The organism is Aureimonas phyllosphaerae (genome assembly GCF_047943035.1).
Taxonomy (GTDB): domain Bacteria; phylum Pseudomonadota; class Alphaproteobacteria; order Rhizobiales; family Rhizobiaceae; genus Aureimonas; species Aureimonas phyllosphaerae.
In genome coordinates this window covers 1815066-1835235 of record NZ_CP181348.1, presented here as the reverse complement: position 1 = coordinate 1835235, position 20170 = coordinate 1815066, and the positions used below count along the sequence as shown (strand labels likewise).

General features: G+C 69.4%; 18 protein-coding genes and 1 tRNA gene. 12 read left to right on the top strand and 7 right to left on the bottom strand.

Annotation, left to right across the window (positions count from 1 at the left end; translation table 11 throughout):
• Window positions 1-3 precede the first annotated feature (3 nt).
• A complete protein-coding gene (locus ACLNGM_RS08555) occupies window positions 4-1062 on the bottom strand; it encodes a sugar phosphate isomerase/epimerase family protein (protein ID WP_416357970.1) in 1059 nt (352 codons plus the stop codon).
• 348 nt (window positions 1063-1410) lie between these two features.
• On the opposite strand from ACLNGM_RS08555, the gene ACLNGM_RS08550 reads away from it, so the two are divergent.
• The 7 genes from ACLNGM_RS08550 (at window position 1411) to ACLNGM_RS08520 (ending at window position 6356) form a co-directional block, all read left to right on the top strand.
• A complete protein-coding gene (locus ACLNGM_RS08550) occupies window positions 1411-1794 on the top strand; it encodes a hypothetical protein (protein ID WP_090962935.1) in 384 nt (127 codons plus the stop codon).
• 118 nt (window positions 1795-1912) lie between these two features.
• The gene (locus ACLNGM_RS08545; RefSeq protein ID WP_416357969.1) at window positions 1913-2860 is read left to right on the top strand and encodes a LysR substrate-binding domain-containing protein; all 948 of its coding nucleotides are present in this window, start codon (window positions 1913-1915) and stop codon (window positions 2858-2860) included.
• 250 nt (window positions 2861-3110) lie between these two features.
• Entirely contained in the window at window positions 3111-4499 is a 1389-nt protein-coding gene (locus ACLNGM_RS08540; protein ID WP_416357968.1) for an iron-containing alcohol dehydrogenase, read from the top strand.
• A complete protein-coding gene (locus tag ACLNGM_RS08535; RefSeq protein ID WP_416358416.1) occupies window positions 4391-4822 on the top strand; it encodes a glutathione S-transferase family protein in 432 nt (143 codons plus the stop codon). Before ACLNGM_RS08540 ends, ACLNGM_RS08535 begins: the two co-directional genes overlap by 109 nt.
• The gene (locus ACLNGM_RS08530) at window positions 4747-5310 is read left to right on the top strand and encodes a glutathione S-transferase C-terminal domain-containing protein (protein ID WP_416357967.1); all 564 of its coding nucleotides are present in this window, start codon (window positions 4747-4749) and stop codon (window positions 5308-5310) included. The genes ACLNGM_RS08535 and ACLNGM_RS08530 overlap by 76 nt, the downstream gene beginning before the upstream one ends.
• A complete protein-coding gene (locus ACLNGM_RS08525; RefSeq protein WP_416357966.1) occupies window positions 5310-5906 on the top strand; it encodes a glutathione S-transferase family protein in 597 nt (198 codons plus the stop codon). Before ACLNGM_RS08530 ends, ACLNGM_RS08525 begins: the two co-directional genes overlap by 1 nt.
• A gap of 132 nt (window positions 5907-6038) precedes the next feature.
• Window positions 6039-6356 carry an ester cyclase gene (locus ACLNGM_RS08520; protein ID WP_416357965.1) on the top strand — a complete coding sequence of 106 codons (318 nt, stop codon included), beginning with the start codon at window positions 6039-6041 and terminating at the stop codon, window positions 6354-6356.
• Window positions 6357-6377: 21 nt separating this feature from the next.
• Here the strand turns inward: ACLNGM_RS08520 and ACLNGM_RS08515 are convergent, their stop codons facing one another.
• From ACLNGM_RS08515 to ACLNGM_RS08500, 4 genes are all read right to left on the bottom strand, one after another.
• Window positions 6378-7139: an ABC transporter permease gene (locus ACLNGM_RS08515; RefSeq protein ID WP_416357964.1), complete on the bottom strand. Its 762-nt coding sequence runs from the start codon at window positions 7137-7139 to the stop codon at window positions 6378-6380.
• Window positions 7136-8113: an ABC transporter ATP-binding protein gene (locus tag ACLNGM_RS08510; protein ID WP_416357963.1), complete on the bottom strand. Its 978-nt coding sequence runs from the start codon at window positions 8111-8113 to the stop codon at window positions 7136-7138. Before ACLNGM_RS08510 ends, ACLNGM_RS08515 begins: the two co-directional genes overlap by 4 nt.
• A gap of 144 nt (window positions 8114-8257) precedes the next feature.
• A tRNA-His gene (locus tag ACLNGM_RS08505) sits at window positions 8258-8334 on the bottom strand.
• An 81-nt stretch (window positions 8335-8415) separates the two neighbouring features.
• Entirely contained in the window at window positions 8416-8904 is a 489-nt protein-coding gene (locus ACLNGM_RS08500) for a phasin family protein (protein ID WP_090962927.1), read from the bottom strand.
• Between the two features lie 243 nt (window positions 8905-9147).
• Here ACLNGM_RS08500 and ACLNGM_RS08495 point away from each other — a divergent pair, with 243 nt between their 5' ends.
• From ACLNGM_RS08495 to ACLNGM_RS08475, 5 genes are all read left to right on the top strand, one after another.
• Window positions 9148-12138 carry a PAS domain-containing protein gene (locus ACLNGM_RS08495; RefSeq protein WP_416357962.1) on the top strand — a complete coding sequence of 997 codons (2991 nt, stop codon included), beginning with the start codon at window positions 9148-9150 and terminating at the stop codon, window positions 12136-12138.
• A 231-nt stretch (window positions 12139-12369) separates the two neighbouring features.
• On the top strand, window positions 12370-13416 hold the full coding sequence (locus ACLNGM_RS08490) for a Fe(3+) ABC transporter substrate-binding protein (RefSeq protein WP_416357961.1): 1047 nt from the start codon (window positions 12370-12372) through the stop codon (window positions 13414-13416).
• 79 nt (window positions 13417-13495) lie between these two features.
• The gene (locus ACLNGM_RS08485) at window positions 13496-15190 is read left to right on the top strand and encodes an ABC transporter permease (RefSeq protein WP_416357960.1); all 1695 of its coding nucleotides are present in this window, start codon (window positions 13496-13498) and stop codon (window positions 15188-15190) included.
• 124 nt (window positions 15191-15314) lie between these two features.
• The gene (locus ACLNGM_RS08480; protein ID WP_416357959.1) at window positions 15315-17198 is read left to right on the top strand and encodes an AsmA-like C-terminal region-containing protein; all 1884 of its coding nucleotides are present in this window, start codon (window positions 15315-15317) and stop codon (window positions 17196-17198) included.
• Between the two features lie 44 nt (window positions 17199-17242).
• Window positions 17243-18442 (top strand): hypothetical protein, encoded by a 1200-nt coding sequence (locus ACLNGM_RS08475; RefSeq protein WP_416357958.1) that lies wholly within the window; start codon window positions 17243-17245, stop codon window positions 18440-18442.
• Here the strand turns inward: ACLNGM_RS08475 and ACLNGM_RS08470 are convergent, their stop codons facing one another.
• Both ACLNGM_RS08470 and ACLNGM_RS08465 read right to left on the bottom strand, forming a co-directional pair.
• Entirely contained in the window at window positions 18443-19261 is an 819-nt protein-coding gene (locus tag ACLNGM_RS08470) for an ABC transporter permease (protein ID WP_416357957.1), read from the bottom strand.
• Entirely contained in the window at window positions 19261-20166 is a 906-nt protein-coding gene (locus ACLNGM_RS08465) for an ABC transporter permease subunit (protein ID WP_416357956.1), read from the bottom strand. Before ACLNGM_RS08465 ends, ACLNGM_RS08470 begins: the two co-directional genes overlap by 1 nt.
• Window positions 20167-20170: the final 4 nt, after the last annotated feature.

Below are 20170 nucleotides of genomic sequence, written 5' to 3'. Positions count from 1 at the left end.
TCCTTAAGCGTCGAGGCCGAGCATGCGGCGGTTGGCGGCGTCGTCGGTGCCGCCTGCGGCAAAATCGTCGAAGGCGCGCTCGGTCACGCGGATGATGTGGGCGGCAATGAAGGGCGCGCCCTCGGCCGCCCCCTGCTCGGGGTGCTTCAGCGCGCATTCCCATTCGAGCACCGCCCAGCCGTCGAAACCGTACTGGGTCAGTTTCGAGAAGACGCCGGAGAAATCGACCTGTCCGTCGCCGAGAGAGCGGAAGCGGCCGGCGCGGTTCGCCCAGGACTGGAAGCCGCCGTAGACGCCCTGGCGACCGGTCGGATTGAACTCGGCGTCCTTGGCGTGAAAGGCGCGGATGCGCTCGTGGTAGATGTCGATATAGGCGAGGTAGTCGAGCCCCTGCAGAACGAAATGCGAGGGATCGTAGAGAAGGTTGGCGCGGGCGTGGTTGCCCGTCCGCTCCAGGAACATCTCGTAGGACGAACCGTCGTGGAGGTCTTCGCCCGGATGGATCTCGTAGGCGACGTCGACGCCCTGTTCGTCCGCGTGGTCGAGGATCGGCTTCCAGCGACGTGCCAGTTCGTCGAAGGCTGTTTCGACGAGGCCGGCCGGGCGCTGCGGCCAGGGGTAGACGAAGGGCCATGCCAGCGCGCCGGAGAAGGTCGCGTGCGCCTTGAGACCGAGATGGCGCGAGGCGGTCAGCGCGCGCTTCACCTGATCGGTCGCCCATTCCTGCCGGGCCTTCGGATTGCCGCGCACGTGCGGCGCGGCGAAGCCGTCGAAGGCCTCGTCATAGGCCGGATGGACGGCGACGAGTTGGCCCTGCAGGTGGGTGGAGAGTTCGGTGATCGCGAGACCGTGGCGCGCGGCGACGCCGGCGATCTCGTCGCAATAGTTCTTGGATTCCGAGGCGCGCTTCAGGTCGAAGAGGCGAGCGTCCCAGGTCGGGATCTGCACGCCCTTGTAGCCATGCCCGGCGGCCCAGCCGCAGATCGCGTCGAAGGAGTTGAAGGGCGCCTCGTCCCCGGCGAACTGCGCTAGGAAGATGCCCGGTCCCTTGATGGTCTTCATCCTGCGTCGTCCTCCCCTGCGAAGCGGTCGCCGCCGGCCGCCACCGCGAACAAGCGGCAATGCGGCGCAGTCGGGCACCCGCGCGGCCTGTCTCCTCTCAGGCAGCGCGGGCGCACGATGGCACGATTCGCGCGAGCCTCCCACCCGTCTCGCGCGAGCGTTTGGCGGCAATCGCTTTGCCCGGAAGCGGACGCCGCGAACGCCGCTCCATCCGCATGAGCGGGGCGAAGACCTCACGCAGCGGAACCCTTGGGAAGGCTACCCGACATATTTCAGAAATAATCTTGCGCGCCATGGAACGCGAAGCCGCTCGATTTGCTTATTCGGCAAAACGAAAGGGATCACTCCATGAAACTCACCATTCTTGCAGCCGTGTCCGCCCTGGCCCTGACGAGCGGCGCCGCTCTCGCTCAGACGGCCACCTCCGTCGATACCCCGCAGAATTCCAGCGCCGTCCCGGTTCCGGGTACGGAGTCCGGCCTCGACAGCGTCCTGCCGGCCGACCAGGCCTCGCAGATCAAGACGAACCGCGATGCGCCCCCGGCGACGACCGACGCGGCCACCAGCTCGATCCCGGTCCCGGGCAATACGTCGGGCATCGGTTCGGCGATCGACGCCGAGGCTGCGAGCACGGTCGTCGTGCCGCGCGATGCGACCCCGGTGCCGCGCGACACCTCGGTCCCGGTCCCGGGCACCTCGACGGGTGACGACACGGTCGCCCCGGCGAACTAAGACCGCCACTGAACGGAAAGGCCGTCGCGCTTCGGTGCGGCGGCCTTTTTGCGTGCGGCGTTCCTCGCGATGACGGGGCATCGGCGAGCGGCTATCCTCGGTACGGGAGGATTCGGGCGTGGACGTCAGGCAGCTTCGATATTTCGTCGCCATCGTGGAGAGCGGCTCGATCTCGCGTGCCTCGGGGCGGCTCAACATCGCGCAGCCCTCGCTGAGCCTTCATGTGCGCAACATGGAGGCCGATCTCGGCGTGCCGCTCCTGTTCCGCACGGCGCAAGGCGTGCAGCCGACCGAAGCGGGCGAGATCCTCCTGCGCAACGCGCGCGCCATCGTCGCGCAATTCGAGGAGGCCGAGCGCGAGATCCGCGGCAGCGGCGCCGAGCCAGCGGGCGAGGTGCGGCTGGGCCTCCCCTCCTCGATCGCGCAGGTGCTCGGCGTTCCGCTTGTGCTGGCGGCGCAGGAGCGCCTGCCGAAGGTCAAGCTGCGCATCGCAGAGGCGATGAGCGGATACGTCCTCGACTGGCTGCGGCTCGGCCGCGTCGATCTCGGTCTTCTCTACGCCTTCGTCGAGGATCGGGGCCTGCGCTCTATCGGCCTCCTGTCGGAGGCGCTGCACCTTTTCGGCCCGGCGTCGGATCCCGACACGGCGGCGCTGCCCGCGTCGGGATCGCCCGTTCCGGCCTCGCTGCTGGCGGGCCTGCCGCTGATCCTGCCAAGCCCCGGCCATGGGCTACGCGATCTTCTCGACGAACGGGCGGCGGCGGATGGGACACGTCTGTCCGCCGCCATCGAGATCGATGCCTACGGTGCAATCAAGTCGCTGGTCGAGAAGGGTCTCGGCTATTCGGTGCTTCCCGCTCATGCGATCCGGCGCGAGACCGAAGGCGGCGTCATCCGGACTTGGCCGTTCATGCCGGCCTTCCTGCGGACGGTCCATCTCGTCGAGCCGATCGACCGGCCGCTGTCGCATGCCGTGCAGGCGGTCGAGAAGCTCTGCCGCGAGACGCTGCGCGATCTCGTCCGGTCGGGCGAATGGAGCGGCGCGCAGATGCGCGTCAGCGGCTAGTTCCCTAAGGACGGGCCACCCCAGCACAGACTGCGTTCGCTCGCGCAGTCCGGTGTTACACGCCCCACGCGCTGCGGTCTGTTTTCTTCGCTCGCCGACCCACGACCGAGCCACTCACAGCTGATCGCGCGCCATAGGGTGGGGTGATAGCGGCTGCACAAAAGCCCTATTGGCGCGGCCCTCGGCCGCCGCGGCATCTTCGGTCCGACCGGCGGCCAGACCCGCCTCGACGCTTCGGGAGGAAACGTCGTTGATCAGCCATTTCTACATGCCGACGCGCGTCGTCGCCGGCCAGGGTTCGCTCGCCACGATCGGGACGCTCGCGCGCGATCTGGCGATGAGCCGCGTCCTTGTCGTGTCGGACCCCGTGATTTCGCAGCAGCCGTTCCACGCCGAGGCGCTCGCTGCGCTGGAAGCGGCCGAGATCGCCACCGCCCGCTTCGACGACTGCGGCATCGACGCGCGATGCTCGCATATCGACACGGAGGGCGCACGCGTCCGGCGGGAGGGCATCGACGGCGTCGTCTGCATCGGCGGCGGCTCGGTGATGTGTACCGGCAAGGGCATCGCGATCGTCGCGACCAACCGCAAGCCGATGGCCGAATGCACCGGCGTCGGCCGGTTCGACAAGCGGGCGCTTCCCATGATCATGGTGCCGACCACGGCCGGTTCGGGCTCCGAGGTCTCGCAGTGGACGATCGTCAAGGACGAGGAGCGCCACCTGAAGCTTCTCGGCGGCGGACCGCTCAGCTTCCCGGATGCGGCGATCCTCGATCCCGTGACGCTGCGTTCGCTGCCGATGCGCGTGGCGGCGCTGCCCGCGGTCGACGCGCTGACCCATGCCGTCGAGGCCTATTTCAGCGCCATCGGCTCGCCGATCACCGATGCGCTGGCGATCGCGGCCGTGCGCCTCCAGTACGGATCGCTGCGCGCCTCGATCAATTCCGACGACGAGCGTGCCCGCGAGGACAATCTCGTGGCCTCCTGCATGGCCAACATCGCCTGCGGCAACGCCCGGCTCGGCCATGGCCACGCCCTGTCGCTGCCGCTCGAGGGCCATCTCGACCTGCCCCATCCCTATGGCGTCGGCGTTCTCCTGCCGCATGTGACGGCCTTCAACCTCGCCGTCCTGCCCCACAAGGTGAAGCCGCTCGCGGAAGCCTTGGAGGTCGAGACCGCCGGCCTGTCGCGGCCCGAGATGATCGAAGCCTGCGCGGAGGCGATCCGCTCGCTCTACCGCGACATCGGCTTCCCCCTTGGCCTTCACCGCCGAGCAGCTGCCGGAGGCGCGCGTGCGCGAGATGGCGCAGCGCGCTGTGCCGGGCCTCTACGCCGGCATCGCCGCTCGCGACTTCGACCCGGCCACCGCCAACGACCACACCGTGATCGCCTGCCCTTCGGCCCGCAAGATGACGGTCGGGCAGGCCGAGGCCATCTTCCGGCGCTGCCTCGCCTGAGACCTCGCCGACATCTCAACGCGTTCTCGGGAGGAACGACGCCATGGACCAGCCGATCCTGCATCACTACGACCTGTCCCCGTTCGGCGAGAAGGTCCGTCTCGCCTTCGGGCTCAAGGGGCTGGCCTGGCGCTCGGTGGAGACGCCGATCTGGCCGCCACGACCGGACACTGTGCCGCTGACGGCCGGCTATCGCCGCTCGCCGGTGCTGCAGATCGGCGCCGACGTCTACTGCGACACGCTCCTCATCTTCCGCGAGCTCGAACGCCGCTATCCCGAACCGACGCTCTATCCCGACGGGCAGACGGGGCTGGCCGCCGTCCTGTCGTGGTGGGCGGACACGACGACCTTCATCCCGGCCGCCTCGATCGCGACCTCGATCATCGCGACGGCGTGCCGCCCGAATTCATCGAGGACCGCATCGCCTTCATGCGGCATGACTTCTCGAAGACCGCCTCGCTGCGCGACCGCGGCCTCAACCGCCAGCGCGTCGCCGCCCAGATGACGCATCTCGCCGACATGCTGCGCGACGGCCGCCCCTTCCTCCTCGGCGACGCGGTATCGGCCGCCGACCTCTCCGCCTATCAACCGCTCTGGTTCGTGCGCACCCATGCGGGCGAGGAGGCCGACCGTCTCCTGCCCTTCGATCCCGTAATCCTCGCCTGGATGGAGCGCGTCGCAGCGCTCGGCCACGGCACACGCAGCCCGCTCGGCGCCGACGAGGCGCTGCGGATCGCCCGCGCCGCCGAACCCGTCGCGCTCGAAGGCGTCGATCTCGACGACCCGAGCGGCCTGAAGGCGGGCGACGCGGTCGCGATCCGGTCCGACGACGCCAACGATCCGATCCACGGCATCCTCGTCACCGCCAACCGGGACGAGATCGTGATCCGTCACGAGAACGAGCGGGTCGGCTGCGTCCACGTCCACTTCCCGCACTTCGGCTACAGCGCGATTCCCGACGAGGCCGCCGCCCCGCAGGCCGAGGCCGCCTGATGCGCATCCTCACCAACACGACGTCGCCCTACGCCCGGATCGCCCGCATCGCGCTGGGCGAAAAGGGGTTCGACCTCTCGGGCACCGAGATCGTCAATCCGTGGAGCGACGATCCGGGCCTCCTCGCCCTGAACAGCGCGGCGCGCGTGCCGACGCTCGAGACCGACGAAGGCCTGCCGATCACCGAAAGCCTGCTTGTGGTCCTTTGGCTTGAGCGCAAGGTGCCGGAGCCCTCGCTCCTCTCCGGCCCCCTGGACCGGACGATCAGTCTTGCGGGCCGCGCGATGGGCGTCGTCGACGCGATGGCCAACATCGTCACCAACCGGATGCAGGTCGATCCGAATTTCGGCGAGCACCGCGTCGGCCTCAAGCGCCGGCGCACGATCGTCGAGGGGATGCGCCAGCTGGAACGCGATCCGCCGGACTACGACGGGGGCACGCCGTCGATCGCGGTGATCGCGAGCGTGGTCGCCCTCGACTACCTCGCCCTGCGCTTTCCCGGCGAGCCGTGGGTCGAGGCCTATCCTCAGCTTGAGGCGTTGCGCGCGCAGGTCGCCGACCGCCCCGCCTTCGCGACGACCGTGCCCAGCCTATGACACGACAGAACCGTCTCGAGAGGACGGGACATGGCGACGCCGGAAGAGAACAAGCAGCTGGCCAGGAACGACTTCAAGGCGTTCCAGGCCCATGACGAGGCCTGGTAGGCGGCCCACATCGCCGACGATTTCGTGCGCCACGATCCCGGCCTGCCCTTCGAGGTGCGCGGGATCGAGGGGGTGCGCAAGCTCGCCGATGTCCTGAACCCCGGCATTCCCGACCTGAAGCTGCCGATCAGCCACGCGGTCGCCGAGGGCGATCTCGTGCTGATCCATCTGCGCGTGCAGGGCACGCATGGCGGCGAACTGATGGGTCTGGAGACGACCGGCAAGCCGATCGACATCGGGGTCATGGACCTCTTCCGCTTCCGGGGAGACAAGCTCGTCGAGCACTGGGCGCTGCTCGACAATCTCGGGCTCCTCAAGCAGCTCGGCGTCTCGTCGATCTGACGGCGACGCCACCCGCCGGGGTCAGGCGCGAATGCGCCACCCCGTACGGAAGATCCACCAGATACCGGCGACGCACAGGACCATGAAGCCGAGTGTCGCGGCGAGGCTCCAGCCGACGCCGACGTCGGACGTGCCGTAGAAGCTCCAGCGGAAACCGCTGACGAGATAGACCGCCGGGTTGAACAGCGTCACCGTCTGCCAGACCGGCGGCAGCATCGAGATCGAATAGAAGCTGCCGCCGAGGAAGGTCAGCGGCGTGACGATCAGGAGCGGCACGATCTGCAGCTTCTCGAAGCCTTCCGCCCAGATGCCGATGATGAAGCCAAGGAGGCTGAAGGTCACGGCCGTCAGTACCAGGAAGGCCAGCATGACGCCGGGATGCTCGATCTTGAGCGGCACGAAGAGCGCGGCGGTGGCGAGGATGATGAGCCCGAGGATCACCGACTTCGTCGCCGCCGCGCCGACATAGGCGATGGTGATCTCGATCGCCGAGACGGGCGCCGACAGGATCTCGTAGATCGTGCCCGTGAACTTCGGGAAGTAGATGCCGAACGAGGCGTTGGAAATGCTCTGCGTCAAAAGCGAGAGCATGATGAGGCCCGGCACGATGAAGGCGCCGTAGGAGACGCCCTCGATCGCATCCATGCGCGAGCCGATCGCCGAGCCGAACACCACGAAGTAGAGCGAGGTCGAGATCACCGGCGCGACGATGCTCTGGAGGAGCGTGCGCCAGGCGCGCGCCATCTCGAAGAGATAGATCGAGCGGATCGCATGGAGGTTCATGGGCGGGCCTCGACCAGGCTGACGAAGATGTCTTCCAGCGTGCTCTGGCGGGTCGTCACGTCGCGCAGGCGCACGCCCGCCGCCGACAGGTCCTCCAGAAGCCGGCTGATGCCCGGCCGCTCCGACTGGCTGTCGTAGACGTAGGTGAGTTCCGTCCCCTCGCCGGACAGCGACAGATCATAGGCGGCGAGCGCCGGGGGAACGGCGGCGAGCGGCTCCTGCAGCGTCAGCACCATCTCCTTGCGGCCGAGCTTTCGCATCAGCGCGGCCTTCTCCTCGACGAGGACGATGCGCCCGCCCCGGATCACGCCGATCCGGTCGGCCATCTCCTCGGCCTCCTCGATGTAGTGCGTCGTCAGGATCACGGTGACGCCACCGTCCCGCAGGCCCCGCACCACCTGCCACATGTCCTGGCGCAGGCGCACGTCGACGCCCGCCGTCGGCTCGTCGAGGAAGAGGACGCGCGGCTCGTGGCTCAGCGCCTTGGCGATCAGGACGCGCCGCTTCATGCCGCCTGACAGGGTCATGATCTTGGCGTTGCGCTTGTCCCAGAGCGACAGTTGGCGCAGCACCTTCTCGATATGGGCGGGATCGGGCGCGAGGCCGAAGAGGCCGCGGCTGAAGCTCACCGTTGCCCACACGGTCTCGAACGCGTCGGTGGTCAGTTCCTGCGGCACGAGCCCGATCAAAGAGCGCGTTCGGCGATAGTCGCGCACGATGTCGTGGCCGCCGACGCGAACCTCGCCCTCGCCCGGGTTCACGATGCCGCAGATGATGCTGATCAGCGTCGTCTTGCCGGCGCCGTTGGGCCCAAGCAGCGCAAAGATCTCGCCGGGCTCGATCGACAGGTTGATGTCGTCGAGCACCTTGGCGCCCGAGCGATAGGATTTGGAGAGATGGCGGACCGAGAGAATGGGCTCGCGCGCCGCAGCCGGCGGCACGCCGGCCTCGGACGCGGACAGGGAATTGGGCATGGGGCCTCCGTCCGGCGCTTGGGCGCCGATCGCACGCACAATTCGGGCGCCTTGCGATTTGGACAAGTCCCGGCGCGACCCGATACGGTCAGCGGACGCGCATCACAGCGCGGCGCGAGACGATGCATGCTGAAGGGGAAGCGGTGGTACGGTTGAGTGGGTTCGAACCACCGACCTTCGGAGCCACAATCCGACGCTCTAACCAGCTGAGCTACAACCGCATACCGATGGGCCCGCAATAGAAAACTTTTGCGGCAAAGGCAAGCCTCGGGCGCGCGATCGGCGCCCGAGACTTTGACGTCTCAGAAATTGTCCTGGCCGGTGGCCTTCTGTGCCGCGTCGCGGCTCGGACGGATGACGTCCTGCGCGACGTTCTGCGACAGCGACTGCATCTCCTTGGCCTGATCGGCGAAGAGTTCCATCTGGCGGCGCATGAAGCTCGTCTGCAACTCCACGAACTCGGCCATCGACTTGGCGGAGGCGAGCTTCTCGAAATGCTGGAAGTTCATATCGGCCTGCGCCCGCATGCCCTCGAGCGCGCGCTTGGTGAGGTTGAGCGAGCCCGAATGGGCGTTCTCGATCGTCGCCTCGAGCGTCTGCGTCGCCTGGTCGGCGGCCGACTTCATGCGGGCATAGGCTTCCTTGGACTGCTCGATCGACGTCTGCGTCATCGTGCGGAAGGCTTCGCCCATCTTCGACGGGTCCATGCCCATGGCGGCCTGGGCGCGCTTGGCGTTGTCGAAGGCGTCGCGCGCCGGATCGCCGGAGTTGAAGTTCTCGGTATCGGACATGACGGCATTCTCCTCGACCGGATGATGGCGGATCCACAGCCCGCCAACGACAAACTAGGGGCGTGCGCCGGGCTCGAACAGGGCCGGCACGGCATTCACACAGCCATGTTAACCCTGCCCCGGCTTTCAAGCGCAGCGGCGGCCGTCGGTTCTGGATTTGATCTCCCGGTCGCCTTATTAACGAAGCAGTAACCGATCGACCGCCCGCAGGAGCGCAAGGCCATTCCGTCCGCCCTCGACATCATGTCGCTGAAGTCCGTCCGCGCCGCCGCGCAGACCGGTTCGGCCGTGGCCGTGCTGGATGCCGGGCTGTCGCAGATCCTCTGGATGAACGCGGCCGGTCGCCGGCTGCTGGGGCTGGCCGAAGCACCGGATGCCGACGCCATGCGCCAGATCCGCTCGGCGCGCGAGGCCTTCGCGGGCAAGGGCCGCACCCAGCTTCTCCTGCGCCCGCCCGAAGCCAGCGGCCTCGGCAAGGCGCTGCTGGCGCGGCTCGAGGCGATCTCGGCTGGGCGCACGCATCTGGCGCTTCTCACCGTGAAGCTCGGCGCTGACGCGGCCTTCTCGCCCGGCGAACAGGCGCGCGAGTTCCTGCACGACGCGGGTCTCGCCGAGGCCCTCGCCTGCGTCGTCGGGCCGACCGGATTGCTGGCGGCGACCAATCGCCTGCCCGAGGACGAACACTCGCTTCTGGCCATCCAGGGGCAGGAGTTCCTCCAGGCCGACGAGGACCGCCTCGTGGTCGAGGACGAGGCCGGCGCCCTGTCCTTCACCCGCGTCGGCGACGGGCTGGTGCTCATCCATATCGACATGCCGGGCGTGGCCGAAGCACCTGTCGCAGAACCGGCCGCGGTGGAGGATGCCGAGCCGGCAGCGGCTCCCGCCGGCGAAGCGTCGACCGAGGCCAAGATCGCGGAACCCGGCTCCCCCGAACCGGCCCCCGATGCCGAAGCGGAACCGGACGACGAGATCGCGCCCGTCCTCGCCGAACCCGAAGAAAGCGTTCCGGACGAGATGGCGGGCATGCTCGACGCGGTGCCCGCTACACCTCCGGCGGCTGCGTCCGTCGAGCCCTTCCGCGCCGTCCTCGACGCCGAGCCCGTCCGCTTCGTCTGGCAGACCGACGCCGAGACCTGCTTCTCGCAGCTGTCGCCAGAATTCGCCGCGATCGTCGGCCCGCGCGCGGCGGACGTGATCGGCAGGCCCTTCGCCGATGTCGCGCGCGTCTTCGGCTTCGACGAGACCGGCGAGATCGAGCGCCTCCTGCAGCGGCGCGACACGTGGTCGGGCCGCACGATCCTGTGGCCGATCGAGGGCACCGACCGCCGCGCGCCGATCGATCTCGCGGGGCTACCTCTCTACAGCCGCGATCGCGAATTCCTCGGCTTCCGCGGCTTCGGCGTGGTGCGTCCGGCCGAGCATGAGAGCGATCCGGCGGCGATCGGCCTTGCGCTCGCGCTCCCCGAGCGCAGCGCCCGGATCGACGTCTCCGCTGCGAGCCTGCCTGCGGCCGACGACGCGGCGGAGGCGGAAGCCGCGACCGCTTTCGGGCGCCGCACGGCGCCTCCGATACCTGGCGGCGAGACGGTCGCCGAGCGGCGCCGCCGCGAGGCCAACCTGTCGAACGCCGAGGTCGCCGCCTTCAAGGCGATCGGGGCAAAGCTCGGCCTGCGCGCGCACGAGGCTCTCGCCGACGCGCAGGCGGCCGCGCCCGTGCCGGTCGAGACCGCTTCCTCCGAGACCGTGACGGACGACGGCTCGACCTTGCTCCTGCCAGTCCAAGAGCTCGAGGACATGCTCGACGCGCTCCCGCTCGCGGTGCTCGTGCAGATGCAGGAGCGGCTGATCTTTGCGAACCGGCGCTTCTTCACGCTGACGCGCTACGACGACCTCGACGCGCTGGAAGCCGCCGGCGGCCTCGACTATCTCGTGCAGACGTCGGGTTCCGGCTTCGACGACGAGACGGCGCTGATCCAGTGCGCGGACGGCTCGTTCGAGCGCGCGCGCCTCCATCTCCAGCGCATCAGCGTCGCCGGGCGCTCCTGCCTTCTCATGTCCTTCCCTCCGGCCGAGGCCGAGCCCGAAGAGGACATGACGCCGATCCTTCTCGACCTCCAGGGCGAGGTCGAGGAACTCCAGGCCGTTCTCGACACGGCCACCGACGGCATTCTCCTCCTCGACGAGGGCGAGCGGCTACGCAAGATGAACGGTGCCGCCGAGGCGCTGTTCGGCCTGCGGCCCGAGTCCTACGTCGGGCTGCCGCTGCAGGAGCTGCTGGCGCCCGACAGCCGCCGCGTCCTTACCGACTATATCGGCACGCTGCGCGACAACGGGCTCGCCGCGATCCTCAACGACGGGCGCGAGGTCGAGGCACGGGTCGCCGGCGGCGACCGCACGATCCCGCTCTTCGTGACGCTCGGCCGTCTCAGCCAGGGCCGCGGCTGGTGCGTGGTGATCCGCGACATCGCCCAGTGGAAGAGCGCCGAATCCGATCTCATCGAGGCGCGTCGCCTCGCCGAGGACGCTAGCCTCCACAAGAGCCGCTTCCTCGCCAATATCAGCCACGAGTTGCGTACGCCGCTGAACGCCATCATCGGCTTTGCCGACGTCATGGCCTCGGAATGCTTCGGCCCGATCGGCCACGAGCGCTATCTCGAGTATCTTGGCGACATCAAGCGCTCGGGCCACCACGTGCTCGATCTCGTCAACGACCTCCTCGACATCTCCAAGATCGAGGCCGGCAAGGTCGACCTCGCCTTCGAGGCGGTGTCGCTCAACGAGGTGGTCGCCGAGGTCGTGTCGCTGATGCAGCCGCAGGCCAACCGTGAGCGCGTCATCGTCCGCTCGGTGCTGCCTGCGAGCGTTCCGAGCGTCGTCGCCGACCGACGCTCGGTGCGCCAGATCGCCCTGAACCTCATCGCCAACGCCGTGCGCTTCACGCCGGCCGGCGGCCAGATCGTCGCCTCGACCCACTATGGGGCGGCGGGCGAGGTCGCCCTGCGCTTCCGCGATTCGGGGATCGGCATGACCGAGCGCGAGATCGAGATCGCGCTGACCCCGTTCCAGCAGGTGAATGCCGGCCGCGACGAGCGCGGCGAAGGCACCGGCCTCGGCCTGCCGCTGACCAAGGCGATGGCCGAGGCGAACCGCGCCCAGTTCTCCATCGCCTCGACGCCCGGCGAGGGAACGCTGGTCGAGATCGTATTCCCTGCGCAGCGGGTGCTGGCCGACTGACGCGAAATGCTTCGCAAGCATTAGCATTGTCGCGTTGCTATTGGAACGATTCCAATCTGGCAGTTGAACGGAACGTTACTGCCGGATCTACTTGATTTCATCTCATGACTCGGGCATCCGAAACCGGACTGCGAAACGCAAGTTTCGCGGGCCGCCCGGCGGGGCCGTTCCGGCGCTGCCGTCCCCATCCGCGACCGGCGCATGGCGTCGGTGCTGTCCCGAGGACCCGACATGACCAAGCTTCTTTCGAGCCGCGCCGCTTTCGGACTGGGCGCCTGCGCCCTCGCCCTGTCCGCGCCGGCCGCGGCGCAGGCGGCCGACGTCAACATCTACTCCTCGCGCCAGCCGGCACTGATCCAGCCGCTGCTCGATGCCTTCACCAAGGAGACCGGCCTCACCACGGCGACGATCTTCATCGAGAAGGGTCTCGAGGAGCGCATCAAGGCGGAGGGCGCGAACTCGCCGGCCGACGTCGTGCTGACGGTCGACATCGGCCGCCTCGACGCCACCAAGCAGGCCGGCGTGCTGCAGCCGCTGGAAGATGCGGTGATCGAGAAGGACATCCCGGCGGAGTTTCGCGACTCGGGCAAGGAATGGTCGGGCGTGACCTCGCGCGCCCGCGTCGTCTACGCCTCGAAGGAGCGTGTCGGCGACGAGGCGATCACCTACGAGAGCCTCGCCGACCCGAAGTGGAAGGGCAAGATCTGCATCCGCTCGGGCCAGCACCAGTATAACGTCGCCCTGGTCGCGGCCTATCTCGCCCACCATGGCGAGGAGGCGACGCGGACTTGGCTGACGGGCCTGCGCGACAACCTCGCCTCGGCGCCCGAGGGCGGCGACCGCGACCAGGCGCGCAACATCGCGGCCGGCCAGTGCGACATCGCCATCGGCAACACCTATTACGTCGGCCTGATGCAGAACAACGAGAAGGAGCCGGAGCAGAAGGAGTGGGCGAACGCCATCAAGGTGATCCTGCCGACCTTCGAGAACGGCGGCACCCACGTCAATATCTCCGGCATGGGCCTCGCCAAGAATGCGCCGAACCGCGACAACGCGGTGAAGTTCATGGAATTCCTCACCACCGACGAAGCCCAGCGCATCTACGCCGAGGTGAACTACGAGTACCCGCTGAAGCCGGGCGTCGCCCTGTCGGAGACGGTGAAGAGCTTTGGCGAACTGAAGCCCGACACGCTGTCGCTGAGCGACATCGCGGCCAACCGCGCCAAGGCCTCCGAACTCGTCGACGAGGTCGGCTTCGACAACGGCCCGAAGTCCTGATCCCTCCTCTCGCAAGAATGATGGCGCGGGCGGCTGGAAAGGCCGCCCGCGCCGACGCGTGGACGCACGAGGGTCGGCTTTGAGCGAATTGCGGTTGGGCAGCGCGGGCATCGTGCCGGTGCGGCGGGCGAGCGTCGGCTCGGAGCGCCTGTTCCTGGCCGCGGCGCTTGCCGTCGGGCTCCTTGTCGCGCTTCCCGTCCTGTCGCTGGTGGCGATCGCGCTCACCGGCGGCACCGCGAACTGGTCGCACCTCGCCCGCACCGTCCTGCCGCGCGCCACCGGCACGACGTTGGCGCTGATGGCGGGCGTCGGCGTTGCGACCGCCGTCGTCGGCACGCTCGCCGCCTGGCTCGTCACGAGCTTCCGCTTCCCCGGCCAGCGCGTCTTCGCCTGGGCCCTGGTGCTGCCGCTCGCCGTGCCGACCTATATCGCGGCCTACTGCTTCAACGAGCTCCTGCACTATGTCGGGCCCGTCCAGTCCGGCCTCCGGGCGCTGTTCGGCTGGACGACGCGCTCCGACTACTGGTTCCCCGACATCCGCTCGGCCGGCGGCGCCGTCCTCGTCCTGTCCAGCGTCCTCTACCCTTATGTCTTCCTGACGGTGCGGCTCGTCTTCCTGATGCAGGGTCGCAAGGCGGCCGACGTCGCGCGCACGCTCGGCGCGGGTCGCCTGCGCATCCTTGCCACCGTCCTCCTGCCGATGGCGCGCCCCGCAATCGCCGTCGGCGTCGCGCTGGTCCTCATGGAGACCGTCAACGACATCGGTGCTGTCGAATTCCTTGGCGTCCAGACGCTGACCTTCGCGGTCTACGCGACCTGGCTGAACCGGGGGGATCTCGCTGGGGCGACGCAGATCGCGCTCCTGATGCTCGCCTTCATCCTGCTTCTTCTGTGGGTCGAGCGCTTCGCCCGGCGGCGTCAGCGCTTCACGGCCGGGCGCTCCGACACCGTGCGCGCCGGCGCCGAGCAGCTCGCCGGCTGGAAGGGCTGGGCAGCCGCCGCGGCCTGCCTCGCGCCGATCGCCTCCGGTTTCGGCGTGCCGCTCGCCATCCTCGGCGGCTACGCCTTCCGGCGCCCGGAGGACTTCGCCGATCCCCAGCTCTGGCGGGCCCTGCAGAACACGATCGTCGTCGCCGGTTCGACCGCGCTCCTGACGGTCGCGATCGGCTTTCTCGTCGCCTACGGCATCCGCCTGACCAACGCCCGGCCGCTGCGCGTCCTGTCGCGTCTGGCCGCCTTCGGCTACGCGGTGCCCGGCACGATCCTCGCCATGGGCATCCTCGTCCCCTTCGCCGCCTTCGACAACGCGCTGGATGCCGCCCTTCGCGCCGCGTTCGGCGTGTCGACCGGACTTCTCCTGTCCGGCTCCGGCTTTGCCATCGTCTTCGCCTGCACGGCACGTTTCATGGCGATGGGCCACGGCTCGCTCGACAACGGCTTCGCGCGCCTGTCGCCGCATCTCGACATGGCCTCGCGCGCGCTCGGGCACGGACCGGGCGGCACGCTGCGGCGCGTCCTCCTGCCCTTGATGCGGCCGGCGCTCCTCACCGCCATGCTCCTCGTCTTCGTGGAAGCCGCCAAGGAACTGTCGGCGACGATCCTCCTGCGGCCCTTCGACTTCGACACGCTCGCCACCTTCGTCTACGCGCAGGCCTCGCGCGCGGCCTTCGAGGACGGGGCGATCGCCAGCCTCCTCATCGTCGCGACCGGCATCCTGCCCGTCATCGTGCTCACGCGAAGCCTCGCACGGGACGGCCGTCCGCGCGCCGACTGACAAGGTTCGGGCAAGCCGGACGCGCCAACGCCTTGGCTCCGGCACAATTCGATGCGACACAAGGGACGATCCGTCGGCCGTCGGTCCGACCGACCGCCCGATTCCGCCATCCGAAAGGCCCTTCTTGACCCCAGCGCGCGATCCGTCACCTCGTGTCCCGACGGACGCGAGCCCGCGCCGACGCGGGGTCAAGCGCTCGCTGGCGATCGGCGGCGTGGCGGCGCTGGTGCTGGGCGGCGGCCTCGTCGCGGCCTTCTCGACCTTTCCCCTCACCCTGCCCGCGGCGCAGGCCGAAATCGAGGCCCGGCTCGGCCGGCTGGTCGGCGCGCCGGTCTCGGTGGCGGGCACGGCGGAATTCTCGCTCCTCCCACGCCCGAGCGTGATCCTCTCCGACGTGCGCGCCGTCACCTCGGCGGACGGCGCGGCGCTGCAGCTCGACGTCGACCGGCTGGAAGCCGACTTCAACCTGCTCGATGCGCTGGCGGGACGCGCCGAGATCCGCCGCGTGACGATGGTGCGGCCGGAACTCGGCCCTGCCGATCCCGCAACGCTCAGTCCCCCCGGCTCGCCTTCAGCCGGGACACCGCCGGCCGCCGCCGTGCCCGCGCCGTCAACGCCAGCCGGCGGGCGCGAGGCGATGCGGGCCCTCCTCGCGCGGTTCCAGGGCGTCAACGAACTGCGGCTGCGCGACGGGCTGGTCCGCCTGCCGGGAATGGACAGTCCTGTTTCCAGCGCCGACATCGACTTCCGCTGGAACGGCGATGGGGCGTCTGCGAACCTGTCCGGCTCCTTCGTCTGGAACGGCCAACCGGCCAAGGTCCAGGGTCAGCTCGACCGTCCCGTCCCCTTCTTCGACGGCGAGACGAGCCCGCTCCGGCTCGTCCTGTCCGGCCCTTCCGGCGAGGTCAGCTTCTCGGGCGAGGGCTCCGGACGCACGCCGCTTCAGCTGTCCGGCCTCGTGCGCCTTGCGACCCCTTCCCTGTCGCGGGCAGCGCGCTGGCTCGGCGAGCCGTCGGTGCCCGATCTCGGCGCGCTCGCGCTGGAAACGCGCATCGAGCTGTCGGGCGAGCGACTGAACTTCGGCGCGGTCCAGCTCGACCTTGGCGGCAACCAGGCGCGCGGTGCGATGGAGGCGGACCTTTCCAGCGCCGACGGGCGACGCTCGCTGTCCGGAACCCTCGCCTTCTCGGACCTCGACCTCGGCCGCGCCTTCCAGGCGATCGCCCCGATCCCGCGCAACGTTCTCGATCTCCAGCGGCCGATGCACTTCGCGCTCGGGCGCGACCTCGATATCGATCTGCGCCTGTCGGCCGAACGCGCCCAACTCGGCCCCGTGGCGGCGAGCGAACTCGCCGCCGCCATCAAGGTGGTCGGCGGCTCCGGCACGCTCGACATCGGCGATATGGCGGCGCTCGGCGGGCGCGGCGGCCTGCGCCTGCGCTTCGCCTCGACGAACGGGCATCCGAGCGTCGACGCCAGCCTGCGCCTCTCGGCCGTCAACATGAGCGAGCTCGACGCCCTGTCCGGCGTGCCCCTGCCGGTGTCGGCCGGGTCGGGCGACCTCGACGTCTCGTTCCGCGGCCCGGCCGCCAGCTGGGGCGACCTTTTGGCCAATGGGCGTTCGACCCTGTCCCTGCGCGTCTCGGACGGGCGGATGCGGGGCTTTGCCAACGAGCTGATGCGGGCATCCGGCCGCCACGAGATCGAAGCCGGCACGGCCTCGGCAGCGCAGGGGTTCCAGTCGCTCACCGCCTCGCTCGAAGGGTTCGGCACGCGCATGCGCCTCGACACGCTGTCGATGACCACCACCGCGGGCAAGAGCGAGGCGCGCGGCGTCCTCGACGCCTACACGCGACGCCTGAATCTCTTCGGCACGACGCAATCGTCCGTGGTCGAGGCGTCGGGCGCGGGCGATGCGTTCACCTCCTCTCAACCCATTCCGTTTACGATCCAGGGAGAATGGCCCCGCCCGGTCATGACCGTGGACGCGCCCAAGGCGCCGATCTGAATCCGGCGGGCGGGGTGCCACCCTTGCCCGGGAGCCGGACGCCCATGGCCACGACGACCCACCGCCGCACCGCTGCGGTCCGCTCGCTGTTCCTCGCCCTCGCCGCCACGGCCGCCGTCTCGGGCACTCCGGCCGTCGCCTCGTCGGTTCTCGTCGTCGGGGCCTCTCGGACGCCGCAGGCGCCTGCGGCGACCACCGCGGCGCCAGCCAAGCCCGCCTCGCCCGCTGCCTGCGCCGACGCCTTCCACGCCCGCTTCGGCGCCATTCGCGAGAGCGAATTTGCAGCTCTCAAGGCTGCGGCCGGCGCCGAGGCCGGTGCGTCGGATGCGGCGCTTCCGGGCGTTCTGATCTTCCCCCCAGCCGGTCGGGCGCAGCCGGGCCGCAACGCGGCGGCGCTGCGTACAGCAGCCGATCTTGCCAAGGCTAGAGGCCGCACCGTCGGTCCGCTCGACGCCAACGCGCGCTGGATCGCCGCCCGGATCCGCGAGGATCTCGGCGACTTCCTGTCCCAGAAGGAAACGCCGTTCCTGTGCAGCGGCATCGACGCCTATCTCACGACGCTGCGGGCGCAGGCGGCGCGCATCGGCCAGTCGCCCGACCGGCTCGCGGCCCTCGTGAAGACGCAGCGCGAGGCGGCGCGCGTCAGCCTCGACGCCGCCCGCACCGCGCTCCGGCCGGCGCCCATCCCCCGGTTCGCTCCCGACGACCGGCCGGGCGAGGCGCTGGTCGCCAGCAACCTGCGCTCCAGCGTCGGCTTCCAGGCAAGCGAAATCTACGGCCCCGTGATGCGCGTGGCGACGCGGCAGGACGTCGGCGTGTCGGAGGGCAGTTCCGATCCCCACCTGCCGCCGCTGAAGGCGAGCGAAGCGCTGGCCAGCGAAAGCGATATCGCGCGCGCGATCCGCGACCTGTCGAGCCGCGCCGAAACGGCGGGCGTCCTCGGCGGCCCCGCGGTCGCCGGCACCGACCCGATGCAGACCGGGGCAATCCCGGCGCCGGGACCGAGCGCGTCCGACGCCCGACCTTCGCTCGCACTCCTCGCGGCGCTTCGCCAGCGCCTGGTGCAGCCAGCCGCCGATCCGCTGCAGCGCGCCGATTTCGTGCGCGCCCTCTCCGACCTCGAGGCGCTCGACTATCTGATGGCGGCAGCCGCAGCGCCCTCCCACCCGCTGCCGGCAGCGCTGGAAGCCACCTTCTCGGCGATCGAGACGGCGCACGCGGACAGCTGCGGCTGCAAGGGCTGATCAGGCCCCGGCGGCCAGGCGCTCGTCGCGCAGCCGCCGGACCTCTTGGCGCTTCGTCAGCAGCGAGGCGATCACGACGCCGACCGCCACCACCGCGATCAGGATGGTCGAGATCGCGTTGATCTCGGGCGTCACGCCGAGGCGCACCTGGCTGTAGATGCGCATCGGCAGCGTCGTCGCGCCCGGCCCCGAGGTGAAGCTCGCGATCACGAGGTCGTCGAGCGACAGGGTGAAGGCCAGCATCCAGCCGGCGGCGACCGCCGGCCAGATCACCGGCAGGGTGACGAGGAAAAACGCCTTCCCCGGCGGGCAGCCGAGATCCTGCGCCGCCTCCTCCAGCGACAGATCGAACGACACCAGCCGCGACTGCACCACCACGGCCACGAAGCACATCGTCAGCGTCGTGTGCGCGATCGTCACCGTCCAGAAGCCGCGGTCGAAGTCGATCGCGACGAAAAGGAGGAGGAGCGAAAGACCGGTGATCACCTCGGGCATGACGAGCGGCGCGAACACCATGCCGGAGAACAGGAGCCGCCCGCGGAAGCGCTTGTGGCGCACGAGCGCGAGCGCGGCGAGCGTGCCGAGGATCGTCGCCAGCGTCGCCGAGACGATGCCGACCCGCAAGGTGACGAAGGCGGCGTCGAGGAAGAGCCGGTTTCCGGCCAGCGCCGTATACCACCGCGTCGAGAACCCGCCCCAGACGGTGACGAGCTGCGAGGCGTTGAAGGAATAGACCACGAGAAGCAGGATCGGCAGGTAGAGGAAGGCGAAGCCGACGACCAGCGACACGACGTTGAAGAGTGAGAGGCCGCGTCCCATCAGTTCACCCTCGCCTGGACGCGCTGGAACAGCATGATCGGGATCACGAGGACGAGGAGCAGCAGCACCGCCACCGCCGAGGCGACCGGCCAGTCGCGGTTGGTGAAGAACTCGTCCCAGAGCGTCTTGCCGATCATCAGCGTCTGCGAGCCGCCGAGTAGATCGGGGATCACGAACTCGCCGACCGCTGGGATGAAGACCAGGAAGGCCCCGGCGAGAACGCCCGGCAGCGAGAGCGGGAACGTCACCTGCCAGAAGGCGCGCAGCGGCGTGCAGCCGAGATCGCTCGCGGCCTCGAGCAGCCGCCCGTCCAGCCGCTCCAGGCTGGCGTAGATCGGCAGCACCATGAAGGGCAGGTAGGAATAGACGATGCCGATGAAGACGGCCGTCTCGGTGTTCAGGATCTCGAGCGGCGAGGAGACGAGACCGCTCCAGAGCAGCACCTGGTTGAGGTAGCCCTCGCCGCGCAGGATGCCGATCCAGGCGTAGACGCGGATCAGGAAGCTCGTCCAGAACGGCAGGATCACCAGCATCACGAGGATCTGGCGCATCGTCGACGACGCCCGCGACATGGCGTAGGCGAGCGGATAGGCGACGAGAAGCGCAAGACCCGTCGAGATTGCGGCGATGCGCAGCGACGAGAGGTAGGCGTCGAGGTAGAGCGGGTCGTCGCCGAGCCAGAGATAGCTGTCGAAGCTGAGCTCGCGGAACGCCGCGACGAAGGCGTCCCAGTTCTCCAGGGTGAAGACCGGCGTGTAGGGGGGCTGCGCGATCGTCGTCGTCGAGAGCGAGATCTTCAGGACGATCGCGAAGGGGACGAGAAACAGCGCCAGCAGCCAGAGATAGGGGATGCCGATCACGGCGCCCCGCCACCATCCGCCGCCGGTCTTCGAAGGCTCGGCCATCCGC